Here is a 23,426-nt window from a genome sequence, read left to right on the forward strand (position 1 = left end):
CGCTGTGGCAGCAGGCACCGTGCGCAGAAGGCCCGGGTTACGCGTTGCGCAGCTTTTCCTGAACCACGGGTCCCTTACAGGAACGCTGAAAATGAGGGTTGCGCGCGTGCACTCACGGTGCACGCGCGGCATGGGATTGCTGCGGGGATTGCGACGGAAGCGATGAGCGAGGGCTAGTCGCTCATCGGTCAGGCGGCAGGTCAGGTGGCGTCGGCGAACTGCGAAATCACCGCGGGGTTTTCCACCGTCGAGGTGTCTTGCGCGATGACCTCTCCTTTGGCCACCGAACGCAGCAGCCGGCGTACCACCTTGCCGGAGCGCGTTTTCGGCATTGCGTCGCCGAAGCGGATGTCCTTGGGCTTGGCGATCGGGCCGATTTCCTTGCCAATCCACGCGCGCAATTCGTCGGCCACGCGCTTCGCGTCGGCTCCGGATGGGCGCTCCGCCTTCAGCACCACGAACGCGACGATCGCCTCGCCGGCTGTTTCATCGGGACGCCCGACCACCGCGGCTTCGGCCACCAACGGATGCGCGGCCAGCGCCGACTCGATTTCCATCGTCCCGAGCCGGTGCCCGGACACGTTCAGCACGTCGTCGATACGGCCAGTGATGGTGAAGTAGCCGGTCTCGCGGTCGCGGATTGCGCCATCGCCCGCGAGATAGAGCTTGCCGCCGAGTTCGTCGGGAAAATAGCCGTTGCGAAAGCGCTCCGGATTGCCCCAGATGGTCCGGATCATGGAAGGCCACGGTTTGCGGATGACGAGCACGCCGCCGTTTCCATTTGGCACGTCCTGGCCGGTTTCATCGACGATTGCCGCGTCGATACCGGGCATCGGCAAGGTGCATGAACCCGGCACCAGCGGCGTCACGCCCGGCAGCGGGGAGATCATGTGTCCGCCCGTTTCCGTCTGCCAGAAGGTGTCGAGCACAGGACAACGACCACCGCCCACGTGCCGCGCGTACCACGTCCAGGCGCTCGGGTTGATCGGCTCGCCGACCGTGCCGAGCAGACGCAGACTGCTCAGGTCGAAGCTGTCCGGATGCACCGCATGATTCGCCTCGGCGGACTTGATGAGTGAGCGGATAGCCGTCGGCGCCGTATAGAAGATGCTGACCTTGTGGCGCTGGATCATCTCCCAGAACCGTCCCGCGTTCGGGTAGGTGGGCACGCCTTCGAAGATCACCTGCGTTGCGCCGACCGCGGTCGGGCCATAGCAGATATAGGTGTGACCGGTGATCCAGCCGATGTCAGCCGTACACCAGAACACATCCGCCGGCTTGATGTCGAAGGTCCACTTCATCGTCACGGCAGCCCACAGCAGATAACCGCCGGTGCTGTGCTGGACGCCCTTGGGCGTGCCCGTCGAACCGGAGGTATAGAGCACGAACAGCGGATGTTCCGCGCCGACCCACTCGGGCTCGCAGGTGTCCGGCTGGGCCGCTTCGAGTTCGTGAAGCCATTTGTCGCGCTCGGCAATCCACGGAATCTGGCCGCCCGTGCGCCGATAGATCGCCACCGTCTTGATGCCGGCGGTGCCGCCCATCGCGAGCGCTTCGTCGACGATCGTTTTGAGGGGCAGCGTCTTGCCGGCGCGAACCTGCTCGTCGGCGGTAATGATGGCGCACGCGCCGATATCGACGATGCGTTCATGCAGCGACTTGGCGGAGAAGCCGCCAAACACCACCGAGTGCGGTGCGCCGATGCGCGCGCAGGCGAGCATCGCGACCACGCCTTCCACCGACATCGGCATATAGATCGCCACGCGGTCGCCTTTTTTCACGCCACGCGCTCGCAGCGCATTGGCGAGACGGCATACGCGGTGATACAGGGCCTGATAGGTGACATGAGTGATCTTGCCGTCGTCCGATTCGAACACGATCGCGGTCTTCTCCGCCAGTCCGTTGATCAGATTGCGATCGAGGCAGTTGTACGAAGCGTTCAGTTCGCCGTCTTCGAACCAGCGATAGAACGGCGCGTCGGTATCGTTCAGCACTTTCGTGAATGGGCGGCGCCAGTCCAGGTGTTCCCGGGCAAGACGCGCCCAGAAAGCTTCGTGATCCTGGCTCGCTTCGGCAACGAGGGCGCGATAGGCTTCCATGCCGTCGATGCTGGCATCCCGGGTAAGGGGTATTTGCAATGCGGTGGAGTCGGACGGGGCGGTATCGATGGTAGACATAGTCTCCTCACATGAGTCATGAAGGGATAAAGCACGTTAGTGCTTTACCGATGCGGGATGGCTCTTGTCGGCCATGCGGCGTCGGCATCCGAACTCGCATTGCAGCGTGGACGGGCCGGCGTCAGATCAGCGTGCGTATGGAGCCACTATGAAGGCGCGGCGGCTGGCGCCATTGATGCACATCAACTGGAACGCGCCGCGCCGCCAAGGTCGTCGTGGGATTTTCCGCGCGCGACACGAGCCGCGGGCGTCAAATGCGCAAACGCGGGGCAGCGGATGCCGCGCACAGGCGCCGCATCTAAGCAGGATCGTTCAGGAAGCCGGATCGCTAAGATCGAAGTGGCCGACGGTTTGTGCCAGCACGGGCAAGCTCTCACGCGAGAGACGCATTTCGGCGCCCAATGCGCTGCGGTTGAGCCAGCTTCGCGCGGCAACCGCGAGCCCCGCGGCGGCGCAAAACAGGTAGACGTTCTGCACGATCGTGCCGGCGCTTGCATACGCGAACGGCTCACGTTGCGACGGGGCGATGTCGTGCATGCGTGCGAGGTCAGCCACGTAGACCAGTTCGAGTGGCGCTTCGCCGACGAAGTCCTGGTAGCCCGTCAGTGCGCGCAAATCGGCAGCGCTCACCAGTTCGAGGCAGTGTTCCAACGGGTCGTAGCGGTACATGCCGCCGGCCAGCGCCGCATAGATGTCGATTTCGTGAAGGGCGAGGACCGATGGCGCCGTGCGTCCACCACTGTCATCGGCCCCGCTGCGGTTGACGCCGTTGGCGGCCCAGAGCAACTGGCCAAGCGTTGCTTCGTCGAGTTCGGTCGTCGCGAAGCGGCGCGTGGTGCGCCGCTCCGAGAAGGCGTCCATGATCGGTCGGCCGCCGCTGCGCACGGGCGGTGGCAGCGTGATATGCGAGACCGGGTGGCCAACGACCGGGCGCGCGCGAGCGGGATCGCGCGTGGCGGTGCCGAGTCTGAAGAAATGTTTCATCGCAGCCTCATCGAACAGGCGTTGGGCAGGCGTCGGTCCTCAGGACACGACTTCGGCAAGCGGACGGCGCGGCGAATGAGGCGCCGGCTTGCCGCGGCCGACGCGCAGCAGCAGTTGCGGAACGGCGTCCATGGCCAGCGTGGCGCCCAGCCGCTCACGCAGAAGGGTCAGTTCGATCGGCTGGTTCAGATACGAGGCCGTGATCCCGGCATTCGCGGCGACCAGCAGCAGTCGCTCGAGTGCCTGGCCGGCTGCCAGCCACGCGGAGGCGTCGTCCGTCGATGTCGATATGCAGATGAGCAACGGAGACCCCGCGGCCAGCGCATGATGGGCCGCGGCGAGTCCGCCGCCGAGGTCGAAGGTCCGGATTACCGACGTGAGCAACGGCGCGGCCAGATCGAGCAGCACGGTCATCCCGGCGGACAGCGCGGGCATGCCGTCTTCACGGCGCCGCGGATGAATCCAGCTAGCCAGTTCGCGGCGAAAACGCGGGTCCTTGAACTGGACCCGATCGGCCTCGGCGACCAGCTCGGCAAGACTCTCGCGCAGCGGCGCGCTGGAGATGCAGACCACATCCGCGCCTTCCGCCTCGGCGGCATCCGCGAGTTGTTGCTGGATCAGCGAGGGCAGCGGCTCATCCGCAAAAATTTCGCGGGTCGTGACGCGGCGGGCAATCGCCTGGAAGAGCGGCGCCAGACTGGCGTCGCAATGACCGTCGTGAACGATTCGCAAATGCGCCAGCACGTCGGGATCGGCGCGCGATGGAAACAGCGTGATGGCGTAGGCGAGCCCGAAGTAACTCAGCGCCACGCGCAGATTGAACAGCGCCGCGCCGCAACTCATGATCAGTTCGCGATCGAAGGGATCGACCACGGGCAGTGCGCGCAAACGATCCGCGCACACGGTCACGCTGTCGCCATCCAGAATGAAGTGCCACGGTTGCGTGTTGTGGTTGGACGGCGCCAGCACCGCATAGCGCAGCGCAAATCGCAGTTTCGCTTCGACGCTGGCGGTGGGGTCAAGCTGATGTTCGTCGACGGCCCAGGCGCCCGTCTGCGGCAGTGCGCTCATGTCATGGTCTCCTGCACGATTCCATTCTGCCACTGTGTCAGGTGCGCGCCGCGCGCGGATTGATCTGGATCAGTCCGAATTGAACGGAGAGCGACGGCTTCTATTCGGTGGACCGGTCGCTTGCGCCAGTCGACGTCGGCACGCTGTGGTCCGGCGCTGCATTCGCGATGGCGGCACACGGATCGACGCCCACCGTTCCCGCCGATCCGGGCAATTCGACGCTCTCGAGGTAGAGCGGCACCTCGCAGCGCCAGTGAAAGGTTTCCTCGATGTGACGGCGCATCGCATCGGCGGCGGCGGGTTCGCCGTGCGTGACGAAGGTCCGCTGCGGCGGCTGCGGAATCGAGCGGAGCCATGACAGTGTCTCGGCGTAATCGGCATGGGCCGACAACGACGACAGGCTCACCACCGAAGCGCGCACACGCACGTAGTCACCGTGAATCTTGATCGTCGGCGCGCCGGCGGCAAGCGCCGCGCCGCGCGTGCCGGCCGCCTGGTAGCCGACCAGCGCGATCGTGTTGCGAGGATCGGGGGCGAAGGCTTTCAGATGATGCACGACCCGGCCGCCCGTCGCCATGCCGCTGCCCGCGATGATGACTCGTGGACCATTCAGACCCAGAATTGCTTTGGATTCCTCGACGGTGTGCACCATGTGCGCGGCGTTGCTGATTGCGTTGGCTTCTGTCGAACTCAGCCGGTGTTCGCCGACGTGATGCCGGTACAGCTGCGTGACGCTCGTCGCCATTGGACTGTCGAGAAAAACCGGCACGTTCGCCATGCGGCCGGTGGCTTTCAGTTGCACGATGTAGTGAAGGATCGATTGCGCGCGCCCCACCGCGAAACAGGGAATCACGACGACACCTCCGCGCCGGAAAGTGCTCGCGAAGACTTCCGCCAGTTCGGTGGCGGGATCGGTCCTGTCGTGCAGGCGGTCGCCGTAAGTGGATTCGACGACCAGGTAGTCGGCACGGGCGAGCGGCATAGGCGCGCGCATGATCGGGTCGTCTGGGCGGCCGAGGTCGCCGGAGAAGGCGATGACCTTGCCCTCGACGCACAGCACGACGCTCGCGGCGCCGAGAATGTGGCCAGCCGGCAGCAGGCGGAAACACGCATGGTCGTTCAATTGTTTCGGCACGTCGAACTCGCGCGGCTTGAGCAGCTCAAGCGCATTCTCGGCATCTTCCAGCGTATACAGCGGCAGCGCCGGATGATGTTTCGACAAACCGTGGCGGTTGGCGTAAGCGGCTTCTTCTTCCTGCAGTCTGGCGCTGTCGCGCAGCATCACCTGGCACAGGTCACGGGTGCCGCGAGTGCAATAGACCGGCCCGCGATAGCCCATGCGCCTGAGCACCGGCAGGTAGCCGCTGTGATCCAGATGCGCGTGGGTCAGGATAACGGCGTCCAGTTTTGCGACGTCGATTGGCAAGGGATTCCAGTTGCGCAGACGCTGATTCTTCGTGCCCTGAAACAGGCCGCAGTCGATCAGAATCCGCAGGCCAGCGCCTTCCAGTAGATACTTCGAGCCGGTGACGGTTTCCGCCGCACCAAGAAAGGTCAGCTTCATGTCGCACCTTCTGTCAGAAATGGCCGCACATGGCCGTGAGGGATGTTCAACGCGCGTTCAACGCGCCGCGGTTTGCGTGGAGCCGTTGCAAAGCGCTCGAGCGAAGCGCCGGAAGGCGTTGAGCGAGCCGGCAATGCTCTGGTATTTTTCGCCGCCGATCTGGCCGTCGAGCGTGACCAGCATGCCCGCCTCGCGGGCCAGCGTGAGAATCCGGTTGATATCGTCGGTGGCGTCGAGTGCTTCGCGCAGCGTGCCGTCAGGCGACATCGTGTGGGCGTGCAAAGCGGTGGTCGGCATGATGGTCTCCTGATGACAGGGCAGGTATGACAAGACTGCGTTTCCTGCCGCGTGAACGTATCGATTGGTGCTTCGGATGAATTCAGTATTGGTCATCGAGCAGGCGGGATAAATCAGGTGTCGCTGAGACTAGGGTAGGTGTTCCTGCGTCAATGTCAGCCTTTCCCTACACGGCCGGGCACGATGGATGTTAGGGAAAACGCGGCGTAGCGCGATGCTGCTCCCACGCTGGACGATGATCCAGGTCAAATGCCTTGGGGCGTCCTGCCCATACTTTTGTAAATGGGTAACTTTCCAAAAAACAGGCCAGTGGTGTGCAACGGCGCATTGCGCGGTTGAACGTAACAATGGGCAGGCTGATATGAAATACGGGCGGCTGGCAGCTTTTGCGCTGCCGATAATCATCCTTGCTGGCTGCAGCACCGAAGCGAGCGTCGCCGCGCACCGCGACACCGAGATCGCGCTGGAAACGGCGCGCGAACAGGCGCACGTGGACTGTTCTTCTTCTGCCGAATGCGAACGGCTATGGAGCCGCACGAGACTGTACGTGGCACAACGCTCAGTGACGCCAATCCGGCGCGCGGACGACACGGCGATCGAAACGGCAGAGCCGCACATGTTCGGCGCCGTCTATGTGTGGGCAACGCGGACAAGCAACGCCAGCGGCGTGTCGACCATCGAGGTCAAAGGCATGTGCCGGGGTATGTACCGCGCGGACGGCAATCCCGGATGGTTGTACGGAACGTGTGCGAAACAGATCCGCTCGGTCGAAACGGATTTCCGCGCGTTCGTCGGCGCGGCGTCATGACAACGGTGGCGATATGAAGGAGAGTTGGCGCATTGCCGGTCTCGCCGGCGTCGACCCTCACGACGACGCGCGAGCTGTGCGGGCATGGCGCTGGATGCAGTGGGCGTTGTTCGCTTTGAGCCTGCTTGCCATTCCCGCGTTCTATTTCGAACTGGCCGCCGCCTCCCCGTTTCATCTGGCCGGCCGTGCGCTCTACGCCTGCATGTCCGCCGGATACGTGGTGGTGCTGGCGCGAATGGCCTGTTTGAGCCGCAAGCCCAAGCGTTTCCTCATGCGCAACGGTTACGATGTCCTGATCGCGGCCAGCTCGGCGATCAGCGTGGCGTGGGGCGTGTCGACGTGGTCGTCTGCCGAATGGGTGTTGCGCATTGTTTTCGTGGGGCTGGTGGCGGCGCGGATCGTGTTGTCGTTACGAGGGTTTTTCTCGCCTGGGCGCCTGGGATTGCTGCTGGTGACAGCCGTGTTGCTGCTCGCGTCCGCGGGCGCGGGGTTTTACTGGCTCGAACCGGGCGTGCATACCTACGCTGAAGGCGTCTGGCTCGCATTCGAAAGCAGTGCGACAGTCGGCTATGGGGACATGGCGCCGACCACGCCTGCGTCACGTGTTCTCGCGGCCTTCGTGGTGTTGCTCGGCTATGGTCTGTTGTCGCTGGTTTTCGCCAGCATTGCCGCGATTTTCGTCGAACAGGAAGAGCGGATTCTGCGGCGCGAAATGCATCGCGACATCAAGGCGTTGCGCGACGAGATTGCCGAGTTGAGAAAGGATGTGCAGTCCGCAGGCGGCGAAACACGCGTTGCTGCGGTTGCATGCGAGCCTGTCAGCCCGGCTGCGTCTCATCCGGGCGAATCGCACTCAGCGGAATCTTCGCGGTGATTCGGAAGCCGTGGCCTGGCGCGGTGTCGATCGCCAGGCGGCCATGCAGTTGACGTACCCGTTCGCCCATGCCGAGCAGACCGAACGAGCCGCGCCTGCCGGTGTCTTCGAGCACCGCCCCGCAGCCGTTGTCTTCGATATGAAGCGAGCAGGTGTTTGGATCGCTCGATATTTCGACCACCACCCGGCTAGCCTGCGCATGCCGGGCCACATTCGTCAGCGCTTCCTGCACGATGCGAAAGAGCGCGGAAGACGCGAAAGGCGTGAAGCCCGTATCGTCGACGGTGTTGTGAAGCGTGGCAACCACGTTGAAGCGTTGCGTGAAATCGTCGGTCAGCCATTCCAGCGCCGCGACGAGGCCGAGGTCGTCCAGCAATGGCGGGCGCAAGTCGGAGGCGATACGCCGTAGAGACGCCACCATACCGTCGATCTGACGTTGCAGTTCGCTCGCGGCGGTGAGTCCTTCCGGATCACTCGCGTTCTCGCCCATGCGCCGTTCCAGCGCGACGACGCCCATCTTGAGCGCCGTGAGCTGCTGGCCGAGGTCGTCATGCAGTTCGCGGGCAATTCGTCTTTGCTCGTCTTCGCGCGTGCGCTGAATCTGCGCGGCCAGTTCGCTCGCATGCTCGAGTTCGGCGAGGCGCATGCGTTCGGTCATGTCGCGCGTAACCTTGGCGAAACCGAGCAATGCACCGGCCGCATCATAAACTGCCGTGATCGTCACGTCCGCCCAGAACCGCGAGCCGTCGCGCCGAACGCGCCAGCCCTGATCCGCCACCCGGCCCTGCGCGATAGCGAGCGCCAGTTCGCGTTCCGGCTTCGCGGCGGCGACGTCTTCGGGTGTATAGAAGACCGAAAAATGGCGGCCGATGATTTCGCCGGGCGCATAGCCCTTGATCTTGTGCGCGCCGCCGTTCCAGCTCGCCACGCGGCCGTCCTGATCGAGCATGAAGATCGCGTAATCCTGCACCGCGTCGATCAGCAAATGATAGCGGTCCTCCACCGGTACGTCGGAGTCGTTGGCTGAGGCGGATTTACGGTTTGCATCTTTCCAGTTGAACACCACCGGCATCTCCGAAAAGTTGGTCAATGGCGAACGACCGGTCCACTGCAATGATAGCGAGATCCACCGAGGTTACGCCGAATAATTCCTTTCCGCCGACGATAGCCAGCGCAACTGCGCGTGCCATTCACGCGCGCAGCAAGCCATTCGATGATTGATGCATGTCAACCGGCTTCCAGGGGGCACGCCTACATTGGACTGACTACTGCCGTGCGCGTGCTCGTCGCTGCGTCCCACAGCGCGCAGGCGGATCGCTTCATCACGTCAGGAGGTCCATTATGACCGGCAAATCCGTCACGCCCTTCGAGCTGTTCCGCGCCAATCTCTCGTTCGCGCTGCAGGCGCTGAGCTTCGGCCACCAGGCCAGGCAGCAGGCATGCGAGTTCGAGATGCAGCGTATACGGCGTGATCTGGAGGCGGCACGCGCAATTGGCAATGCCGCTTCGGCGGCAAAGGACTGGAGCGCGCTCGCCGTATCGTGGCAAACGGTGTTGCGCGACTACATGGCGACCACCACCAATCTCTGGCAGCAAGGCCTCGGCGCGGCGGTGCGGCTGCAAACCGGATCCTTCGAAGGCATGCGTGAAGCGTTTGCGACCTGGCAGGCGGTTTCGACTGACCAATGGCCCACGCAGGCCGCGATGAATCCCGTCATGCAGCCTTGGCAGGAGTGGCTACAGCGCGTGGAAAGCGCGGCGGGCATGCCTCGCGGGCGAGCACTCGGCGGCGATGTCCTCCATGAACGCTAATCGGCGAGTTCGGCCCCGGCGCCGACCGCCGGTGGGCCAGCCGCAGGAGCGAGGGCATCCTGTCGGCTGAAGGCGTTGCGTCCATCAACGGCGACATGTACATGCGCTGAAACGTTGAAGGATTACCGTTTTGGCGGGCGTGTGCGTCCGGGCTAGCCATGCGCCGCTTCCGTCGACGCGGCCGCTTCGGGTTCGCACAGCCGCCGCAGCAGTTTTCGCCAGTAATCCAGACGGCCGAAATCAGCGAGCGGGACCTCCGTATCGAAGCTCACCGTTCGCTGCATTTCTTCGGCGGAAAGCGGTTCCTCGTTGGCCATCTGGCGAATCAGCACGAGCGGGCCGGCATCCGACGCCGTGTGCGAAGCGGCGGCACGCGCCTGCACACGCTGTTCGAGTTGACGCGCTCGCGCATGAAAATCGAGCAGGAAAACGGGCACGCCGAGCGAGCGCGCGAGCGCAACGAAGCGGGCACGATGCGCATGCTTGAGAAACGTCGCGTCGACCAGCGCGGGGTAGCCCGCCAGCAGCACTTGTTGCGCCAGCCGTTGCAGCAGGTCGTAGTGCCGATCGATCGAGTGCGGTGTGTACGCGTCCGCTGGCAGAGGCCGGGGATCGACGGGAGTGAACGGACGACCGCGTTTGCGCTCGATGTCGCTCGACAGTCGCACGGCGCCGAGCAGGCTCACTAACGCTTCGCTCGCCACCGATTTGCCCGATCCGCAATAGCCGTGGCATAGCAGCAAGTAGTGCCGCTGTGGCGCGCTCAGGCGCTCTGCCAGATTCAGGTAGGCAGCGGCTCGCGCGAAGTGCTCATCGTGCGGTTGATTTCGTGTTTTCAACAAGGCGACGAGGGCACGTACCAGCGCGCGATAGACCATGTAGTAACGCAGCGCAGGCAACGCCGCGAAATCGCCGGTACGTTGCAGCCAGCCGTTCAACAGCCGCGCTGCCAGATCCTGCCGTCCGTATGCCTGCAGATCCATCAAGGGAAAGCTCAGGTCGCTGGCGACGTCGATCCAGCGCAAGGCGTCGTCAAACTCGATGCAATCGAACATGAGCACGCGCTTGCCGCGGCGCACGATGTTGTCGAGGTGCAGGTCTCCATGACACTCGCGCACAAAGCCGCCTCTACGGCGCGCGGCGAAGTGCCCGGCAAGACGTTTGCCTTCGCTCTCGCACCAGGCGGAGAGGCGCGCAGGCAAGCGCGCCCCGGTCTCACTTTCGAGCGCCTCCAGCACGGTGCGCATCTGCTGCTGAACAAACGGCGCCGACCCGAAGACCTCGCGAGTCGGCGTGCGTGGTGACTGCCGGTGGAACGTGGCGAGTTGCACGGCCAAGGCGTCTATTTCGGCAAAGCCGAGCTCGCCGCGCGCCTGCAACGCCTTGAACACGTCGTGTTCGTCGAAGCGCCCCATCCGCACAGCGTGCTCGGCGGTGTCGCCTGTCCCTGCGATGCGATACGCGCGTCCGCGGCGCGTAATCGATACGACGCCGCAATAGAGTTCACGTGCGAGCCGCCGGTTCAGTCTGAACTCGTCGGCGCACGAGCGCTCGCGCGCTTGCGCCTGCGTGAAGTCCACGAAGCCAGGATCGACGCGCTTCTTCACTTTGTACGCGTAACGCCCGGCCAGGTACACGACCGAAATATGTGTCTCGATACGGCGAATGCGTCCCGCCGGATGGCCGTAGGTAGACGACCTCTGCATGGCGCGGTCGAGCGCACGCCAGCCTCGTTGCGCGAGCCGCTCGCGCTGCCGTAGGTGAACCGGACGCTGATGTGCCGGTGAAAAGTCAGCAGGCATGGAACTCTCCGTCGCACGATCATGGTTCCTTCAGAATAGATGCGGCCCATTGTGCGGGGTTGACCGACGTCATGCTTTTCGAGGTCTCGGACTGCGATGTGGGCCGCTTGACGCACGTCAATTCACGAGTCGAAGGCGAGCATAGAGTTACCGGTACAGCCTGCTCGTGGCGACGGTGAACGCCGTGCGTCGAAGCGCGCTGGAGTGCACCGCTCCCGTCCTGAAGATCGAGCGTCAAAGAGGCGGTATGAGGCGTGCGACGCGAATGCGTATCCATGATGTCATTGACTAAATCAGGAGCAGTACGATGAGCAACTTGACCCGATTTGATCCGTTTCCCCTCGAACCCATGTCCGAACTCTTTCAAGGTTTGTTCCGGCCGCTGCGCGGCGCGGGCGGCGAAGCGCCGCTTGCCGATATCAAGGTCGACGTGACGGAAAGCGATAACGCGTACACCGTGAAGGCCGAACTGCCGGGCGTCGAGAAAAAGGACATCGACGTAAAAATCGACGGCAACCTTGTTTCGATCAGCGCGAAAGTCGAACGGAATCAGGAAATGAAAGAGGGCGAACGGGTGATTCGCCGGGAACGCTATGCAGGCGCTGTCAGCCGCGCCTTTTCATTGGCGAGCGAAGTCGACGAGAGCGCGGCGGCAGCGGAGTACAAGGACGGCGTGCTCTCGCTCACGCTGCCGAAGAAGGCGGCTTCCGAACACAAGCGCCTGCAGATCAATTGATCCGGGGCCGCGCGGAGCACTGCGGTTTCGTGGGCCGCGCGGGCTTTTAGCCGTATGCCAACAAGGAGCACGCAATGAAGTCGGACATGGAATTGAAGCAGCAGGTCGAAGACGAACTGGCTTGGGATCCTGCGGTGACCGTCACGGACATCGGCGTTGAAGTGCATGACCGGGTCGTGACGTTGTCCGGGCATCCAGTGAGCTATGCGGAGAAGCTCGCGGCGGAAAAGGCTGCGCAACGCGTGGCCGGCGTGAAGGCTGTCGTAGTGGAACTGAACGTTCGCCTGCCGCATTCCGACGTGCGCACCGACGAAGAAATCGCCAACGCCGTTCGTTCCATCTTGCGCTGGACGGTCGGTTTGAGCGAAGAGTCGGTCAAGGTGCAGGTCGAGAAAGGTTGGGTGACGTTGAGCGGCGAGGTCGACTGGGCGTATCAGAGCCATGTCGCGATGCGTACCGTGTCGCACATGCGCGGCGTGACAGGGGTGTCGAACCTCGTGCGGATCGGCGGCAACGTGGCCGCGCTCGATATCGGCGAACAGATCGGCAAGGCGCTGCAACGTCACGCCGAACGCGAGGCGAAGCACATTGCCGTGAAGGTGGATGACGGAACCGTCACGCTGACGGGCTCGGTCGATTCGATGGCGGAGCGCTCCGCCGTGCGAGGTGCGGCGTGGTCGGCGCCGGGTGTCCATGCGGTTATCGACAATCTGACCGTGGGATAAACAGGCGCCATGCGCCGCCTGGCTGCGGACGGGACGGGCGCCGCGCAGGTGGCGTAAGCCGTGCGCGGGTGCATGAACGGTGCAGCATGGACGGCAGTCCATGGGCGGCGCACATTATCAAGGAGCGACACATGACGATCTCGGGTAGTGTGGGTGACGGCGACTGGTCGGTCGCCGCAACCACACATCGCACAGCGGGCGGCTTCGATTGCTCGATCCAGCTCAGCCACCACACCCCAGAGGGCATCTTCAAACACGAGTTCAGACACAGCAGTGTTTTTCCTACCGAGCGCGAAGCGGTTCTGGCGGGTTTGCGCGAAGGCATGGACTGGGTCCGCCTCAAGATGTCGAATACGCTGTCGGTTCTGCCGGGGGGATGTCCGGCCGAGCCTAAGTGATTTTCTGACTTCCGTCGCGCGTTCGGTTTAGTTCGCTTTTTTTAGTTCGTTTATCTCGCCATCCCGTCACTCGCTCAGTCGAGCTTCAGTCGAGCTTCAGGACAATACGTCCATCTACCTTCCCGCTCTTCAAATCGGCGAAAACCTGATTGATATTGTCCAGCCGATCGAGATGGATTCGAGCGCGCACACGGCCTTGCGCGGCGAATTCGAGCGATTCCTGCAAGTCCTTGCGCGTGCCGACAATGGAGCCGCGCACGGTAATGCCGTTGAGCACGGTCGAGAAAATCGGCAGCGGGAATTCACCCGGCGGCAGACCATTCAGCGCAATGGTGCCGCCGCGCCGCACCATGCCCAGTGCCTGAGCGAAGGCGCTGCGCGATACGGCGGTGACGAGTACCCCGTGCGTTCCGCCGATTTCCTTCTGGATCGCCGCCGCGGCGTCGCACTCCGAAGCATTGAAGGTGAGCGTAGCGCCGAGTTCGCGGGCGAGAGCGAGCTTATCCGCTGAGATGTCGACCGCTACCACGCGCAGGCCCATGGCAATCGCGTATTGAACCGCGACGTGGCCGAGCCCGCCGATCCCCGAAATCGTGATCCATTGACCCGGCCGCGTGTCCGTCATGCGGATGCCTTTGTAGACGGTCACGCCCGCGCAGAGGATCGGCGCGATATCTTCGAACGTGACTTCGGCTGGCAGATGGCCGACATAGTCCGGATCGGCCAGCACGTACTCCGCGTAGGCGCCGTTCACCGAATAGCCCGTATTCTGCTGCTCATGGCACAAGGTTTCCCAACCGCCGAGGCAGTGCTCACAATGACCGCAGGCGGTATAAAGCCACGGCACGCCGACACGATCGCCTTCCTTCACGTGTTTGACGCCTTCGCCCACGGCAGCGACATAGCCGACTCCTTCATGGCCGGGAATGAAGGGCAGCGTGGGCTTGACCGGCCAGTCGCCGTCAGCCGCGTGCAGATCCGTGTGACATACGCCGGACGCCTTGATGTTGACGAGAATCTGACCGCGACCGGGCTTCGGGACGGGGACCTCTTCAATGCGCAGCGGAGCGCCGAACTCGTGAACGACAGCAGCTTTCATCACTTGGGCCATAACCTTTTCTCCAGACGTTGAACGCGTGGCGACCAGTATCTCTGTCACGCATACGGTGCAATTGACTTGGGTCATCCAATGGCTACGCGGCGCTATTCGGATCACGCTCGTGCTGTACCACCCTGGAGATGATCCACGTCAAACGGGAGGATGCGGTGGCGGCCTAATCTGAAGTCACCCGAGGGCTCACCGGCTTCGAGATATTGACGATCGAGACGGGCCGGTCCCGCGAATTCAATGATCCTAACTGTTCAGGAGGCTCACTATGCGCGCATCCGATGTCATGACCACCAACGTCATCTCTGTCACCCCCGACATGACCGTGCGGGACGTCGCCAGAATTTTCGTCGACAACGGCATCAGCGGTGCGCCGGTGCTGGATCCGGAGGGTCGTATCACGGGCATGATCAGCGAGGGCGATCTGCTTCGCCGCACCGAAATCGGCACCGACGAGCGCAAGCGCGCTTCCTGGCTCGACGTCTGGTCCGCGAACCATGAAGCGCGGGATTACATCAAGACCCATGCGGTGAAGGTGCGCGACGTTATGACCGCCGACGTGGTGACCGTTCAGCCCGACACGCCGCTTGGCGAAGTGGCCGGCATTCTCGAGACGCGGCGCATCAAACGTGTTCCCGTGACGCAAGCGGGACGGCTCGTGGGTCTCGTGAGCCGCGCCAATCTTGTGCAGGCGCTCGCAAGCGTGCCGGACGAGCCGACATCGGATGTGACGCTCTCGGACGCCGAGATCCGCGCGATGCTGATGGGCGAACTGGCGGGCCGCAAATGGAGCTTCGCCGGCCGCAATATCGTCGTTACCGATGGCGTGGTGCACCTGTGGGGCGTATTTCATGCGCTGGAAGCCGTCGACGCAGTTCGCGTGGCGGCGCAGAACATTCCCGGCGTCAAACGTGTGGAGGATCACACCGAGCCGTATCCGGTGATGCCGGGCATCTAGCGGATCAGCGAGCCGGCGCGTTTCGGCAATCAACTTTTGGAGGCATGATGGCTCAGATCATTCCCGGGCAATGGCTCAACATGGAAAGCGCCGGTTTCGACAATCTGTTCGGCGTAACGACGCGCAGCTTCGAGGCTTTTGAGCGGCTCACCGCGTTGAACCTGGAGGCGATCCGGTTTGGACTTGCCGAAACGCAGGAGGCGATGGCCCGGACATGCGCGGCAGACAATCTGCCGGAGATGCTGTGTCTTCCCACGTTGCTGGCGCCTGTGGGCGTGGCCCAGGCGCTCTCGTACAGCCGGCAGTTCTTCGAGATCCTGTCGGACCTGCAGCGGGACGCCGCGCCGCCCGCCGTTGGCGCGGGGCGGCAACGGCATCCGGCCGACAGCCTGGTGGGGGGGCTCGCCACCCAGGCGCTCGTGCCTGCCGAGGTGGTGGGCGAGCCGCAGACGTCTGCCGCGCCCGCCGTCGCAGGGGCGGACGCTACTGAAAATGAGAAAACGTCTGCGCACAAAAAGCCCATCCAACCGATGCACACGGAATAGCGGACTTCGGTTGGAGGTTCGGCCGGTGTCGAGTCGGTGTCGAAGCTGCGCATCGTGCGCCGACTTTAAGCGAGGGTCGCCACAAGCACGGCCTTGATCGTGTGCATGCGGTTCTCGGCCTGCGTAAAGACGATCGACGCATCCGATTCGAACACCTCGTCGCTGACTTCGAGTTCGGACACGCCGAAATGCTCGTGGACCATCCGGCCGGTTTCGGTGTCCAGATTGTGATAGGCCGGCAGGCAATGCATGAAGCGGGTGCGCGGGTTGCCGGTTGCTTTCATCAGCGTGGCGTTGACCTGATAGGGTTGCAGGAGTTCGATCCGCGGACCCCACGCGTCCACAGGCTCGCCCATCGACACCCAGACGTCCGTGTAGACGAAATCGACGCCGCTCACCGCCTCATGCGGGTCCTCGACGATCGTCACGCCGGCGCCGGTGCGCTCGGCGAGCAGGCGCATTTGCGCGACCAGTTCGTCATGCGGCCACAATTCGCGTGGCGCCGCGATGCGCACGTCCATGCCCATCTGCACGCCGCCGATCAGCAGCGAGTTGCCCATGTTGAAGCGGGCGTCGCCGAGGTAGCAGAACGACAGCTCATGCAACGGCTTCTCGCCGAATTCCTGCATGGTGAGCAGGTCGGCGAGCACCTGGGTCGGGTGGAACTCGTCGGTGAGGCCGTTCCAGACTGGAACATGCGAATAGGTCGCAAGATCTTCGACCACGCTCTGATGAAAGCCGCGGTATTCGATACCGTCGTAGAGCCGTCCGAGTACCCGTGCCGTGTCCTTGAGCGACTCCTTGCGGCCGAGTTGTGAACTCGCGGAGTCGATATAGGTGACGTGGCCGCCCTGGTCGTGCACGGCAACTTCGAATGCGCAGCGCGTGCGCGTCGAGGTCTTTTCGAAAATCAATGCGATGTTCTTGCCATTGAGCCGCGGGACTTCGTTGCCCGCGTATTTGGCGCGCTTCAGCTCGGCGGCGAGATCGAGCAGGAAGCGGATATCGCGCGGCGCGAAGTCCTGCATGTTCAGCAGACTGCGATTGCGTAGATTGAATGCCATAGGCGAATTCTCCAAAGGGTGCGGCGCGTGTTTCGCGTCAGAGGGTCAGAGGGGGGCGCGTTCGATCGGGCAGGTCATGCAATGGCCGCCGCCGCGTCCGCGGCCCAACTCGCCGCTCGGGATCGTGATGACTTCCACCCCCGCCTTGCGCAGGAGCGTGTTGGTGTACACATTGCGGTTGTAGGCGACGACGATGCCCGGCGCGAGGGCGATCACGTTGTTGCCGTCGTCCCATTGCTCGCGCTCGGATTCCCACGTGTCGCCGCCGGTGGCGACGGTGCGCAGCGTGCCGATGCCCAGCGCCTGCCCGACCACTTGCAGAAACGGTGCGCTTTCGGGGCGCACGTCGAGCTGGCCCGGCAGCTTGCCGGGGCGCAGACTCGTGCAACGGATGGCATCGACCACTTCCGGAAAGATCGTGACCAGGTCGCGATCGCAGAAGGTGAATACCGTGTCGAGGTGCATCGCGCCGCGCGAGCGCGGCAGTTGTGCGGCGATCACCTGCTTGACCGATTCGCGAGCGAACAGCGCGCGTGCGAGTTGCGCGACACCTTGCGGCGAGGTCCGCTCGCCCATGCCGATCAGCACGACGTCGCGCGACAGCGGCATGACATCGCCACCCTCGAGCGTGGCGCCACCGTGGTCCGCCTCCGGGCCGCCCCACCAGATGCGCGTCCCGCTGCTGAAGAGCGGATGGAAGCGGTAAATCGCGGCGGCGAGCAGCGTTTCCTGTTGCCGCGCCGGCCAGTACATCGATCCGAGCACGAGGCCGTCGTTGATCCAGCAACTGCTGTCGCGCGTAAAGAGCGTGTTGGGCAGCGGCGGGAGGATGAATCCCGCAGGCAGCGTGCATTGCGCGAGCAACCCGTCGGCCTTGAACGGCAATTCCGCCCGAACGATTCCGCCGATCAGGCGAGTCGCCAGTTCACTCGGCTCCATCTCCTGGAGCCACGGCCGCAGTTGTGCCGCCAGTTCCGCATCCACGGTGCCGGGCGCGAGCTTGTGTTCTAGCACCCAGTCGCGCGCCTCACGGCCTCGCAGAATGTCGGCCAGCAGATCGTGCATCTCGAGCACGTCGACGCCGTGCTCCTGCATCGTGCTGACAAACGCGTAATGGTCGTTCTTCGCCTGCGATACCCACAGCACGTCGTCGAACAGCAAGTCGCGGCAATTGGCGGGTGTCAGGCGTGCCTGCGCAAGTCCCGGGCGGCAGACCATGACCTTGCGCAGCGTGCCTGTTTCGGAATAGACGCCGAATGTCATCGAGTTTTCTCTCCTGAAGATCGCCGGATTACAAGCCGAGCGCGCCGGTGGACAGCAGCCACGCCGCCACGGCCGCAAGAACGAGCAGGCCCGCGAGGATCGCCGCTTCGAACGGCTTGAACAGACGTGCGCCGCGTTCGCGCTTTGCCCAGCCGTACAGAAGCACGCCAGGCGCATAGAGCAGGGCGGAGAGCAGCAGATACTTGGGCCCGGCGGCGTAGAGCAGCCAGCAGCAATAAACGGTTGCGGCCGCACCGATCAGCATGTCGCGGGTTCGGGTGCCTTCCGCCGCCGCGTAGCCCTCGCCGCGTATGGCGACGCGAGTCGCGTAGACGGCGGAGAACAGGTACGGGATCAGGATCATCGAAGTCGCGAGCGAGATCAGCGCCAGATAAGTCGCGTTGGAGACGAGCGTGATGATGAGAAACAGTTGCACGAGTCCGTTCGTGACCCAGAGTGCATTGGCGGGTACGCCGTGACTGTTTTCGCGCGCCAGAAACTTCGGCATGACGCCGCCGTTCGCCGGCGTGAAGAGTGTTTCCGCCGCCAGCAGGGTCCACGCCAGCAACGCGCCGCCGACCGATACCAGCAGGCCGAGACTGATGAGTACCGCGCCCCAGGCGCCGACGGCCTTGTCGAGCACGCCGGCCATCGACGGATTCTTCATCGCGGCGAGTTCGCCTTGCGGGACGATCCCGAGCGACAGCAGGGAGACCGCCATCAGCAGGACCAGTACGACCGCGAAGCCGAGCAGGGTGGCGCGGCCGATATCCTCGCGCCGCTGCGCGCGGGCTGAGAACACGCTGGCGCCTTCGATACCGATGAACACCCACACGGTGATCAGCATGGTGCTTTTGACCTGCGTGAAGACGCTGCCGAGCTTCGCATTGCCCCAGAAGTCCTGCGCAATCACATGGCTTCTGAATGCAATGGCCGCCAGCACGATGAACAGCACGAGCGGAATCACCTTGGCGACGGTGGTGATCGCGTTGAGCACCGCCGCGCTGCGCACGCCGCGCAGGATCACCGCATGCATGATCCATAGCGCGATGGAGGCGCCCAGCACGGCCGCGGGCGTATTGCCCTCGCCGAACACGGGGAAAAAGTAGCCGAGCGTGCCGAACACGATGACGAGATAGCCGACGTTGCCGATCCACGCGCTGACCCAGTAACCCCAGGCCGAATTGAAGCCGACGAAGTCGCCGGCACCGGCCCGCGCGTAAGCGTAGATGCCGTTGTCGAGTTCGGGCTTGCGGGTCGTGAGCGTCTGATAGACGAAGGCGAGCATCAACATGCCGACGCCGGTGATCAGCCAGCCGATCAGGACAGCCGCGGCGCCCGCGCCGGAAGCCATGTTCTGCGGCAGGGAAAACACGCCGCTGCCGATCATCGAACCGATCACCAGCGCGGTGAGCAGGCCGAGCCGCAATGGTTTTGCCACGGCGTTGCCACTCCGGCCGGCCGGGGCGGGAGTGGAGGGTGCCGAAAATGAATCTGCCAGGTTCTTCATGACGGACCTCACCGTTCTTCAGATAGCTGGATTAGGTCACTTCGTGAAGGCTTGGCCGTTGATCTGGATCAGTCCGCGCAAGGTCGCGCCTTAGCGGGGCATGTCAGGCGATTGGGCGAACGGTTTGCGCGGGTTTGTTCGCGGCCGACGTATTTCTCGCTCTTATCTCTCAGACATTTGATGAAAGTCAGTTTCGCGGCGCATTCCAGGAATATCTTTTGATTGGTCAATCACCGCCGCGCAAACCCGCAAACCCCGACCATGCCCACTCGTCCAGCAGCAGCGTTTTCAGCCAGCCCGTCGACTGTACGGGATGGCAGCGTTGTTGCCGTGCGCGGCGCGATCGTCGATGTCCGGTTCGACGGTGATTCGCTTCCCCCCGTCGGCGATGCGCTCGTTGTCATGCCGGACGATCTCGCGCCGGTGCTCGCCGAGGTGCAGGCGCATCTGAGCGAAACCATGGTGCGCGCGCTGGCCTTGCAGACAACCGCCGGGTTGCGGCGCGGCACGCGTGTGCGAGCCACCGGCGGCCCCATTGAAGCGCCGGTCGGCGAAGCCGTGCTCGGCAGGCTGCTCGACGTGACCGGCGCGACCCGCGACGACGGCCCGGCGCTTCCCGCGCAGATCGAGCGTCGTCCGATTCATCGCGCGGCGCCGCCGCTAGCTTCGCTGAAAGGCACCAGCACGCTGTTCTCGACCGGCATCAAGGTGATCGATCTGCTCGCGCCGCTCGCGCAGGGCGGCAAAGCGGCCATGTTCGGCGGCGCCGGCGTCGGCAAGACCGTGCTCGTGATGGAACTGATTCACGCGATGGTCGAGCGCTATGAAGGTATCTCGGTGTTTGCCGGTGTCGGCGAACGCTCGCGCGAAGGCCACGAGATGCTGCTCGATATGCGCACCTCCGGCGTGTTGCCGCGCACGGTGCTGGTGTACGGGCAGATGAACGAGCCGCCGGGGGCGCGCTGGCGCGTGCCCTTCACGGCATTGACGATTGCTGAATACTTCCGCGACGAACGCCGGCAGAATGTCCTGCTACTGATGGATAACGTGTTTCGCTTCGTCCAGGCGGGCGCCGAAGTGTCGGGTCTGCTCGGGCGCATGCCCTCGAGAGTCGGCTATCAGCCCACGCTGGCCAGCGAAGTCGCGAGCTTGCAGGAGCGCATCGTGTCCGTGGGCGGCGTATCGGTGACGGCGATCGAGGCCGTGTACGTGCCGGCCGACGATTTCACCGACCCCGCCGTGACCGCGATTGCAGCACACCTCGACAGCATGGTCGTGCTGTCCCGCGCGATGGCCGCCGAAGGCATGTATCCCGCCGTCGATCCGATCGCGTCGTCGTCGATCCTGCTCGATCCGCTGGTGGTGGGCGAAGAGCATGCGGCCGTGGCCACCGAGGTGCGCAGGATCATCGAGCATTACCGCGAGTTGCAGGACGTGATCTCGTTGCTCGGCGTGGAAGAACTGGGCGCCGACGATCGCGCGCTGGTCGGCCGCGCCCGTCGCCTGCAACGCTTTCTGACCCAGCCGTTCGCGGTCACCGAAGCGTTTACGGGCGAAGCCGGCCGCTCGGTGGCGCTCGCCGACACGATTGCCGGCTGCAAAGCGATTCTCGAGGGCGAGTGCGATACGTGGCAGGAGAGTTCGCTGTACATGATCGGCTCGCTCGACGAAGGGCGCAGCAGGGAAGCGGCTGCCGCACAGCGACCCGCTGCTGCGGAGAAGGAGCCCGTGGCATGAGCAACAGCGCATTGAAGCTGACCATCGCCACGCCGTCGCGGGTATGGTTCGACGGCGTCGACATCGTTTCCTTGCGCGCGGAAGACGCAAGCGGTTCGTTCGGCATCCGTATTGGTCATGCCGATTTCGTCACGCAACTGACCTCTTCGGTGGTTCGCTGGACGGGTGCCGACAACGTGTCGCACTACTGTGCGGTGAACGGCGGCGTGCTGCTGGTATTGGGCGGCGCCACCGTGTCCATCGCTTGCCGCGAAGCGATTCCGGGCGATTCGCTGGAAGGCCTCGAGGTGCTGGTGCGCAGCCGCCACGCCGACGAAGACGACGCGGCGCGCCGTGCCCGGGTCGACCAGTTGCGGCTCCATGCGCGCGCGGTGCGTCAGATGCTGCGCTATTTGAGGCCGCGGCCCGGAACCGACAGTGCCAACCCGGCCGGCTCGGGAGCGACACCGCAATGAGCACGCCACGGCACGACAAGCGCAATAGCGAAGCCGACAGGCTGGCCGGCGCGGCGCAGCAGGCCGCGGAGCGCGCGGCGCGCGGGCGCGAAGAGCCGGAGCCGTCGCTCGGCAGCCGGCTCGGCCAGATCGGCATTCTTGGCTGGGCCATCGTCGTGCCGACTTTGCTCGGGCTCGCGTTGGGGCACTGGCTCGACCGCACATTCGGCACGCGGGTATTTTTCTCGGCGCCGCTTCTGATGTTAGGGGCGGCGCTCGGTTTCTGGTCCGCGTGGAAATGGATGCATCGTCAACAGGGAACACACCGTGAATAGTGCGCTGGCATGGCCGCTACCGCCGCTCGCCGCCCAACTCGTGATCGGACTCACGCTCGGCATGGTGGCCGGCGCGTGGCATTTCCTTTCGTTGCGCTGGAACTGGCCGTTGTTCGCAACGGGTAAAACGGTTGCGGCGCTCGCGCTGCAACTCGCGCGCATTGCGTTGACCTGTGCGGTGCTGCTCGTGCTCGCACGCATCGGTGCGCTCGCGCTGCTCGCCGGCATGGCAGGCGTGCTGCTCGCACGCAGGATCGCGCTACGGCGTTACGGAGGCCTGTCATGACCGAATCACCGCTCACGATCGCGCCGCTTCTGCGGATTGGACCAGTGGCGCTTACCTCGCCCGTGTTGATCACCTGGGCGATCATGGCCGTCGTCACGCTGGCGGCTGTCGTGCTGAGCCGAAGACTCTCGCTTGCGCCCGGCAAGACGCAAACCGCGGTTGAGCTGCTGGTCGAAACCATCGACCAGCAGATTCGCGACACCATGCAAACCGAGGCCGCGACCTATCGCGCGCTGATCGGCACGCTGTTCATCTTCGTGCTGGTCGCCAACTGGTGCGCGCTGGTGCCGGGCGTGACGCCACCCACCGCGCACCTCGAAACGGATGCCGCGCTCGCGTTGATCGTGCTTGGCGCGACGGTCGTCTATGGCATTCGCAGCCGGGGTGCCACGGGCTATCTCGCGTCGTTCGCGGAACCGAGCTGGGTGATGATTCCGCTGAACGTCGTCGAGCAGATCACGCGGACGTTCTCACTCGTCGTGCGCCTGTTCGGCAACGTCATGAGCGGCGTGTTCGTGATCGGCATTCTGCTGTCGCTTGCCGGCCTGCTGGTGCCGATTCCGCTCATGGCGCTGGATCTGCTCACGGGCGCGGTGCAGGCCTACATTTTTGCTGTTCTCTCGATGGTTTTCATCGGTGCCGCGATCGGTGATCCGCACCATGTCAGTGTCAAAAAGGGCGAAGTCTCATGAATAACCTTATCGAAGTGGTCAGTATCGCCGCGGCAGCGCTTGCCGTTTCGTTCGGCGCGATCGGGCCGGCGCTCGCGGAAGGCCGTGCGGTCGCCGCGGCGATGGATGCGATCGCTCGGCAGCCGGATTCGGCGGGCACCGTATCGCGCACGCTGTTCGTCGGGCTGGCCATGATCGAGACGATGGCGATCTATTGCCTCGTGATCGCCTTGCTGCTGCTGTTCGCCAACCCGTTTGCGAAATAGG

Annotated in this window: 25 protein-coding genes; 14 read left to right on the forward strand and 11 right to left on the reverse strand. The window is 64.0% G+C overall.

Translation table 11 applies throughout. From position 1 onward, the window contains the following. Nucleotides 1-200 precede the first annotated feature (200 nt). The 5 genes from acs to P0D68_RS33170 all read right to left on the reverse strand — a co-directional run bounded on the left by acs (nucleotide 201) and on the right by P0D68_RS33170 (nucleotide 6,093). A complete protein-coding gene (gene acs / locus P0D68_RS33150) occupies nucleotides 201-2,177 on the reverse strand; it encodes an acetate--CoA ligase (protein WP_091793464.1) in 1,977 nt (658 codons plus the stop codon). 312 nt (nucleotides 2,178-2,489) lie between these two features. Continuing rightward, complete coding sequence (locus tag P0D68_RS33155) at nucleotides 2,490-3,161, reverse strand: nitroreductase family protein (protein ID WP_408185743.1); 672 nt, start codon at nucleotides 3,159-3,161, stop codon at nucleotides 2,490-2,492. A gap of 39 nt (nucleotides 3,162-3,200) precedes the next feature. Next, nucleotides 3,201-4,232 (reverse strand): Acg family FMN-binding oxidoreductase, encoded by a 1,032-nt coding sequence (locus tag P0D68_RS33160; protein WP_091793468.1) that lies wholly within the window; start codon nucleotides 4,230-4,232, stop codon nucleotides 3,201-3,203. Nucleotides 4,233-4,332: 100 nt separating this feature from the next. After that, nucleotides 4,333-5,796 (reverse strand): MBL fold metallo-hydrolase RNA specificity domain-containing protein, encoded by a 1,464-nt coding sequence (locus P0D68_RS33165; RefSeq protein WP_408303350.1) that lies wholly within the window; start codon nucleotides 5,794-5,796, stop codon nucleotides 4,333-4,335. 57 nt (nucleotides 5,797-5,853) lie between these two features. Next, nucleotides 5,854-6,093, reverse strand: a complete 240-nt coding sequence (locus tag P0D68_RS33170; RefSeq protein WP_091793472.1) for a type 2 periplasmic-binding domain-containing protein — start codon at nucleotides 6,091-6,093, stop codon at nucleotides 5,854-5,856. Nucleotides 6,094-6,328: 235 nt separating this feature from the next. On the opposite strand from P0D68_RS33170, the gene P0D68_RS33175 reads away from it, so the two are divergent. Further along, nucleotides 6,329-6,901, forward strand: a complete 573-nt coding sequence (locus tag P0D68_RS33175; RefSeq protein ID WP_408468812.1) for a hypothetical protein — start codon at nucleotides 6,329-6,331, stop codon at nucleotides 6,899-6,901. 13 nt (nucleotides 6,902-6,914) lie between these two features. Next, nucleotides 6,915-7,775 (forward strand): potassium channel family protein, encoded by an 861-nt coding sequence (locus P0D68_RS33180; RefSeq protein WP_408303354.1) that lies wholly within the window; start codon nucleotides 6,915-6,917, stop codon nucleotides 7,773-7,775. Here the strand turns inward: P0D68_RS33180 and P0D68_RS33185 are convergent. After that, entirely contained in the window at nucleotides 7,720-8,847 is a 1,128-nt protein-coding gene (locus tag P0D68_RS33185; RefSeq protein WP_408303411.1) for a PAS domain-containing sensor histidine kinase, read from the reverse strand. The genes P0D68_RS33180 and P0D68_RS33185 overlap by 56 nt on opposite strands. A gap of 269 nt (nucleotides 8,848-9,116) precedes the next feature. Here P0D68_RS33185 and P0D68_RS33190 point away from each other — a divergent pair, with 269 nt between their 5' ends. Beyond that, nucleotides 9,117-9,587 (forward strand): hypothetical protein, encoded by a 471-nt coding sequence (locus tag P0D68_RS33190; RefSeq protein ID WP_091793479.1) that lies wholly within the window; start codon nucleotides 9,117-9,119, stop codon nucleotides 9,585-9,587. A gap of 152 nt (nucleotides 9,588-9,739) precedes the next feature. On the opposite strand, the gene P0D68_RS33195 is transcribed toward P0D68_RS33190, so the two are convergent. Then, complete coding sequence (locus tag P0D68_RS33195; protein WP_408303356.1) at nucleotides 9,740-11,389, reverse strand: bifunctional aminoglycoside phosphotransferase/ATP-binding protein; 1,650 nt, start codon at nucleotides 11,387-11,389, stop codon at nucleotides 9,740-9,742. Nucleotides 11,390-11,696: 307 nt separating this feature from the next. Here P0D68_RS33195 and P0D68_RS33200 point away from each other — a divergent pair, with 307 nt between their 5' ends. The 3 genes from P0D68_RS33200 to P0D68_RS33210 all read left to right on the forward strand — a co-directional run bounded on the left by P0D68_RS33200 (nucleotide 11,697) and on the right by P0D68_RS33210 (nucleotide 13,248). After that, nucleotides 11,697-12,125 (forward strand): Hsp20/alpha crystallin family protein, encoded by a 429-nt coding sequence (locus P0D68_RS33200; RefSeq protein WP_408303358.1) that lies wholly within the window; start codon nucleotides 11,697-11,699, stop codon nucleotides 12,123-12,125. A 74-nt stretch (nucleotides 12,126-12,199) separates the two neighbouring features. Continuing rightward, on the forward strand, nucleotides 12,200-12,850 hold the full coding sequence (locus P0D68_RS33205; RefSeq protein ID WP_091793486.1) for a BON domain-containing protein: 651 nt from the start codon (nucleotides 12,200-12,202) through the stop codon (nucleotides 12,848-12,850). Between the two features lie 131 nt (nucleotides 12,851-12,981). Beyond that, nucleotides 12,982-13,248 (forward strand): UDP-glucose 4-epimerase, encoded by a 267-nt coding sequence (locus tag P0D68_RS33210; protein ID WP_408303360.1) that lies wholly within the window; start codon nucleotides 12,982-12,984, stop codon nucleotides 13,246-13,248. A gap of 85 nt (nucleotides 13,249-13,333) precedes the next feature. Here the strand turns inward: P0D68_RS33210 and adhP are convergent, their stop codons facing one another. After that, nucleotides 13,334-14,359, reverse strand: a complete 1,026-nt coding sequence (gene adhP / locus P0D68_RS33215) for an alcohol dehydrogenase AdhP (protein ID WP_408303362.1) — start codon at nucleotides 14,357-14,359, stop codon at nucleotides 13,334-13,336. 265 nt (nucleotides 14,360-14,624) lie between these two features. Here adhP and P0D68_RS33220 point away from each other — a divergent pair, with 265 nt between their 5' ends. Further along, nucleotides 14,625-15,314 carry a CBS domain-containing protein gene (locus tag P0D68_RS33220; RefSeq protein ID WP_091793490.1) on the forward strand — a complete coding sequence of 230 codons (690 nt, stop codon included), beginning with the start codon at nucleotides 14,625-14,627 and terminating at the stop codon, nucleotides 15,312-15,314. A 44-nt stretch (nucleotides 15,315-15,358) separates the two neighbouring features. Continuing rightward, on the forward strand, nucleotides 15,359-15,859 hold the full coding sequence (locus P0D68_RS33225) for a phasin family protein (RefSeq protein WP_408303364.1): 501 nt from the start codon (nucleotides 15,359-15,361) through the stop codon (nucleotides 15,857-15,859). A 65-nt stretch (nucleotides 15,860-15,924) separates the two neighbouring features. Here the strand turns inward: P0D68_RS33225 and argF are convergent, their stop codons facing one another. From argF to arcD, 3 genes are read right to left on the reverse strand one after another with little or no spacing between them, the layout of a single operon-like run. Then, complete coding sequence (argF, locus tag P0D68_RS33230; RefSeq protein WP_091793520.1) at nucleotides 15,925-16,923, reverse strand: ornithine carbamoyltransferase; 999 nt, start codon at nucleotides 16,921-16,923, stop codon at nucleotides 15,925-15,927. Between the two features lie 45 nt (nucleotides 16,924-16,968). After that, the gene (locus P0D68_RS33235; protein ID WP_091793522.1) at nucleotides 16,969-18,186 is read right to left on the reverse strand and encodes an arginine deiminase; all 1,218 of its coding nucleotides are present in this window, start codon (nucleotides 18,184-18,186) and stop codon (nucleotides 16,969-16,971) included. A 28-nt stretch (nucleotides 18,187-18,214) separates the two neighbouring features. After that, the gene (gene arcD / locus P0D68_RS33240; protein WP_408303367.1) at nucleotides 18,215-19,696 is read right to left on the reverse strand and encodes an arginine-ornithine antiporter; all 1,482 of its coding nucleotides are present in this window, start codon (nucleotides 19,694-19,696) and stop codon (nucleotides 18,215-18,217) included. Between the two features lie 261 nt (nucleotides 19,697-19,957). Between arcD and atpD the strand changes: the two genes are divergently transcribed. From atpD to P0D68_RS33270, 6 genes are read left to right on the forward strand one after another with little or no spacing between them, the layout of a single operon-like run. Beyond that, nucleotides 19,958-21,433, forward strand: coding sequence for a F0F1 ATP synthase subunit beta (atpD, locus tag P0D68_RS33245; RefSeq protein ID WP_408303369.1), 1,476 nt, complete (start codon nucleotides 19,958-19,960; stop codon nucleotides 21,431-21,433). Continuing rightward, nucleotides 21,430-21,888, forward strand: coding sequence for a F0F1 ATP synthase subunit epsilon (locus P0D68_RS33250; RefSeq protein ID WP_091793526.1), 459 nt, complete (start codon nucleotides 21,430-21,432; stop codon nucleotides 21,886-21,888). The genes atpD and P0D68_RS33250 overlap by 4 nt, the downstream gene beginning before the upstream one ends. Beyond that, on the forward strand, nucleotides 21,885-22,202 hold the full coding sequence (locus tag P0D68_RS33255) for an AtpZ/AtpI family protein (RefSeq protein ID WP_408303371.1): 318 nt from the start codon (nucleotides 21,885-21,887) through the stop codon (nucleotides 22,200-22,202). The genes P0D68_RS33250 and P0D68_RS33255 overlap by 4 nt, the downstream gene beginning before the upstream one ends. Further along, a complete protein-coding gene (locus tag P0D68_RS33260; protein ID WP_408303373.1) occupies nucleotides 22,195-22,488 on the forward strand; it encodes an ATP synthase subunit I in 294 nt (97 codons plus the stop codon). Before P0D68_RS33255 ends, P0D68_RS33260 begins: the two co-directional genes overlap by 8 nt. Continuing rightward, entirely contained in the window at nucleotides 22,485-23,180 is a 696-nt protein-coding gene (locus P0D68_RS33265) for a F0F1 ATP synthase subunit A (protein ID WP_091793532.1), read from the forward strand. Before P0D68_RS33260 ends, P0D68_RS33265 begins: the two co-directional genes overlap by 4 nt. Further along, entirely contained in the window at nucleotides 23,177-23,425 is a 249-nt protein-coding gene (locus P0D68_RS33270; protein ID WP_091793534.1) for a F0F1 ATP synthase subunit C, read from the forward strand. Before P0D68_RS33265 ends, P0D68_RS33270 begins: the two co-directional genes overlap by 4 nt. Nucleotide 23,426: the final 1 nt, after the last annotated feature.

It is taken from the genome of Paraburkholderia sp. RL17-380-BIE-A, from assembly GCF_046028085.1.
Classification (GTDB): Bacteria; Pseudomonadota; Gammaproteobacteria; order Burkholderiales; family Burkholderiaceae; genus Paraburkholderia.